The organism is Gemmatimonadota bacterium, from assembly GCA_016209965.1.
Lineage (GTDB): Bacteria > Gemmatimonadota > Gemmatimonadetes > Longimicrobiales > RSA9 > JACQVE01.
Genome location: JACQVE010000092.1, coordinates 1 through 3,685 on the forward strand (window position 1 = coordinate 1; position 3,685 = coordinate 3,685).

Below are 3,685 nucleotides of genomic sequence, written 5' to 3' on the forward strand. Positions count from 1 at the left end.
GCCTATTGGCGGCGGGCGGCCGGGCCCCGTGACCACGGAGCTGCTGCGGCTTTATCGCGCGCGCAGCCGCCCGCGCGCGGCCGTCCGGGCCTAGACCCCCCAAGCCCGCGTCTGGCCCTCCCGCCCATGGCACCGCCCCGGCCCCGCCCTTAGATTGCAGCCCAACCAGCACAAAGGCGGGCGGGAGGCGGCCGCGCAGCGCCGGCAACGGTAGGAAAGGTGGGTGACATGAGCCGTTCACTGAACAAGGCAATGTTGATCGGGAACGTGGGATCGGAGCCCGAGGTGCGCTCGACGGCCGGCGGCGTCAAGGTGGCCAAGGTGTCGCTGGCCACGAACCGCACCTTCCGGGACCGGAGCGGCCAGCAGCAGGACAAGACGGAGTGGCACCGTCTGACCTTCTGGGACCGGCTGGCCGAGATCGTGGAGCAATACGTCCACAAGGGGGACCGGCTCTACGTGGAGGGGCGGATCGAGTACTCCCAGAGCGAGGACGATAAGGGGAACGTCCGCTACTGGACCGATGTCGTGGTCCGGGAAATGGTCATGCTCAGCCAGCCGGCCGGCGGCGCGAGCGGCGAGGGAGGTGGAGCCTGGCGCCAGCCGCGTCAGGACGCGGCGCCGGCCGCGGCGTCGCCGTTCGAGGAAGACGACGACCTGCCCTTCTGAGCCTCAGTGGTCGAGTTCATAAGTACGGCGGCCGAATGCCGCCCTATTGGTGAATTCGACCACTCAAGGCAGCGCCGGCCGGCGCTTCGCCGCCTCGCGCTCCGCGGGCAGCGTCCACGGCTGCAGCGTTTCCAGCTCCGCGCGCGTGAAGTATCTGGCCTCGGTCTCGCCGTCCAGCACGACGCCGTAGGAGTGGGGCCGGTACTCACTGGAATCCACGAGCACACCCGTTCGTCCGAGAGCAGCCGGATCCAGGGGGAACGGTCCGGGGCGTATGCGCACGCGCGTCCCGACCTGCATGAGGGCACCGGCAGTGACGGTCATCTTGCTCTCCGCCTATCCTGACTGTCGTGCCTGAGGGGTCGAATCCACCAATGCCGCGGCACTAGAGACTCGGCCACCAGGCGCAGGATGGAAGCTGGCGCCCAGGCGCGCAATCCCTTGCCGCAGGTGAGCGTCAGCCTATATTGGCGCCGTCTCGACTCCCGGCTGGTGCGAGGTGCGAGATGAGCAGGGGCACAGCGGGGATGCGCAGCAGTGTGATCATGGCCATCGGCGGAGCGATTGGCGCGCTCTGGGTGGCCATGGCCGCCAGCGCGCTGTGGAGCTCGTTCCGCGGTTTCCAGAACCAGCGCCTGGATTGGGGGCTCGGCTGGGGATTGGTGGGCGTCCTGCTGCTGGCAGCGGGGGTCGCGGCCGTGGTCGGCACCTGGTGGCACGTCTACCGTATAGGGCAGCGGCAGTAGTGCCGACCTTCTACTGTTCCTTCTTCCAGAAGCCCAGAAGCTCTTCCTCGTATTGCTCGGGCGCCGCCCGGTAGGCGGCCACCCACTCGGAGAATGAAGGCAGCGCCAGGCGCGCAGCCAGGGCCTCCGTGACGCGGCCTACCAGCTCGCTGTACGAGCCGGCCCGCACCCCACCTTCTGGGGCCGGCAAAGGGGCCGGGGATCCCGCCGCAGCAGCAGAATCCAGCTCCGCCGGCTCGGCGGGAAAGGCCTGCTGCGCCAGCTCGTAAATCTCGTCGGGAGTCAATTGCAGAAACTGCTCTGCCAGGCGAGCAGAACACCAGTCCAGGTACTTCGCGCGCAGAACCTGAAGATCCGCTGGTTCCGGTGCCATGGGAAAACAGGGTTAGGGAGCCCCGACGCCGCACCCGCCCACCGCACCGCACGGCTCCGTGGGCTTCTCCACAGCTCCAGTCCGCAGAGCACCGTCTCCGAACGCGCGCCGTCGCGGGCTCAGAACCCTGTTAGCCTAAAGGAGAGGAAGCGCTCCCGTCAAGTATGGAAGGCCGGGTCGTCCCGCGACGGAATCGGGATCGCGCCCGCGAGATGCTCGAAAAAAGCCCACCGGGTCACCCCGTACATGATGATGCTGCGAATCACCTCCGGATAACGCTGCTGCATCCGCAGCACCTCGGCGGCCACTTCCGGAGGCAGTTCGACGCGCAGCTCGACCGGAGTCGTGTCCCACATAGAGCTTTCCTCGGGCATGAATAAAAAATATCAAAAAAGGCGTCGCGACTGTCGGGGAGGCTCCTCGCCGGCCCTGCTCGGTGCTCCCGGCCGACGATGAGCCGCAAAGATAGAGGCGCCCGCTGCCGGCGTCAAGGCTTTTGCTAAGCTGTGTTCTCCCAATTCGTTACGCTATCATGTTGATTGGCAAGCACTTAGCAGATCGGGCTTAGCCGCAGGTTTGGCCGGTGCGCCCTGGGGCGGAGTTGTGCAAAGGCACTTGTTTCCACGGCTGAAGTCATGGGCGGACGGGGGTTTAGGGGACAGAGAGATAGGAATATGGAGCATGTGTCGGGGTCGGTAAACCGATGTTTTTGGGGTAGGAAGGCGAGCTCGCCTTGGGCTTGCCCTGCGGTGGGGTCGGGAGCGGGAGTGGGAGCGGGACTGGGAGCGGGAGCGGGAGTGGGAGCGATTGACAGGGGTGGGTCAGGGGTGTAGGGTGGCCGGCCCATGCGCTGGCTCTACGGCTTGTTCTTGCTGATTCCGGCTGCTGTGGTACTGGAGGCAGCGCAGGCGCCGGCGGCGTGGGTGTTTGGCGCGGCGGCTCTGGCGATCGTGCCCTTGTCGGCGGTGCTGGGGCGTGCGACGGAGGAGCTGGCCTGGCACACGGGTCCCACGGTGGGCGGGCTGCTCAACGCGACGTTGGGGAATGCTGCGGAGCTGATCATTACGATCCTGGCCGTGCGGGCCGGCTTGCTGGACCTGGTGAAGGCGTCGCTGACGGGCTCGATCCTGGGCAACCTGCTGCTGATCCTGGGACTGGCGCTGCTGCTCGGGGGAGTTCGCCACCAGACGCAGAGCTTCAATGCGCGGGCGGCGGGGGTAGCGGCGGCGATGCTGATGCTGGCGGTGGTAGGGCTGGTGCTGCCGGCGCTGTTTGCCATGACCCACCCGCGGGGAGGCGGGGGTGCTACGCTGAGGCTGTCGATAGCCGTGGCGGCGGTGCTGATCGTGGTGTATGGCGTAAGCTTGCTGTTCACGCTCCACACGCACAAGCGGCTGCTGGGCCCGGCGGGGGAAGTGGCAGAGGTGGAGGAAGGCGCATGGTCGGTGAAACGGGCGCTGTCTTACCTGCTGCTGGCGACGGCGGGGGTGGCGCTCATGAGCGAGATCCTGGTCTCGGCGACGGAAGAGGCGATTTCGGCGCTGGGCGTGACGGAGCTGTTCGTGGGCGTGATCGTCATCCCCTTGATCGGCAATGCGGCGGAGCATGCGGCGGCGGTATGGATGGCGGCCAAGAACAAGATGGACCTGGCGCTCGGGATCGCGATCGGTTCCAGCACGCAGGTGGCGCTACTGGTGGCGCCGGTCCTGGTGTTCGTGGCGCTGGCGTTCGGCCAGCCCATGGACTTCGTGTTCACCAGTCTGGAAGTGGTGGCCGTGGCACTGGCGACGGGGATCATCACCATCATCTCGCTGGACGGTGAGTCCCACTGGTTCGAGGGAGTGCAGCTCCTGGCCGTGTACCTTTTCCTGGCCGTGACCTTCTACTTCTATTGACC

The 3,685-nt window shown here is 66.8% G+C and carries 6 protein-coding genes; 3 read left to right on the plus strand and 3 right to left on the minus strand.

What is annotated here, in order from left to right; all coding sequences use genetic code 11:
- Nucleotides 1-228: 228 nt before the first annotated feature.
- Nucleotides 229-669, plus strand: a complete 441-nt coding sequence (locus HY703_03855; protein ID MBI4544309.1) for a single-stranded DNA-binding protein — start codon at nucleotides 229-231, stop codon at nucleotides 667-669.
- A 63-nt stretch (nucleotides 670-732) separates the two neighbouring features.
- Here HY703_03855 and HY703_03860 read toward each other — a convergent pair whose 3' ends face one another.
- Nucleotides 733-993, minus strand: a complete 261-nt coding sequence (locus HY703_03860) for a hypothetical protein (GenBank protein ID MBI4544310.1) — start codon at nucleotides 991-993, stop codon at nucleotides 733-735.
- A 182-nt stretch (nucleotides 994-1,175) separates the two neighbouring features.
- On the opposite strand from HY703_03860, the gene HY703_03865 reads away from it, so the two are divergent.
- Complete coding sequence (locus HY703_03865) at nucleotides 1,176-1,415, plus strand: hypothetical protein (protein ID MBI4544311.1); 240 nt, start codon at nucleotides 1,176-1,178, stop codon at nucleotides 1,413-1,415.
- Nucleotides 1,416-1,425: 10 nt separating this feature from the next.
- On the opposite strand, the gene HY703_03870 is transcribed toward HY703_03865, so the two are convergent.
- Together HY703_03870 and HY703_03875 are read right to left on the minus strand one after the other, a co-directional pair.
- A complete protein-coding gene (locus tag HY703_03870; GenBank protein ID MBI4544312.1) occupies nucleotides 1,426-1,788 on the minus strand; it encodes a hypothetical protein in 363 nt (120 codons plus the stop codon).
- Between the two features lie 158 nt (nucleotides 1,789-1,946).
- Nucleotides 1,947-2,144 (minus strand): hypothetical protein, encoded by a 198-nt coding sequence (locus tag HY703_03875; protein ID MBI4544313.1) that lies wholly within the window; start codon nucleotides 2,142-2,144, stop codon nucleotides 1,947-1,949.
- A 489-nt stretch (nucleotides 2,145-2,633) separates the two neighbouring features.
- Here HY703_03875 and cax point away from each other — a divergent pair, with 489 nt between their 5' ends.
- On the plus strand, nucleotides 2,634-3,683 hold the full coding sequence (gene cax, locus HY703_03880; GenBank protein MBI4544314.1) for a calcium/proton exchanger: 1,050 nt from the start codon (nucleotides 2,634-2,636) through the stop codon (nucleotides 3,681-3,683).
- Nucleotides 3,684-3,685 lie beyond the last annotated feature (2 nt).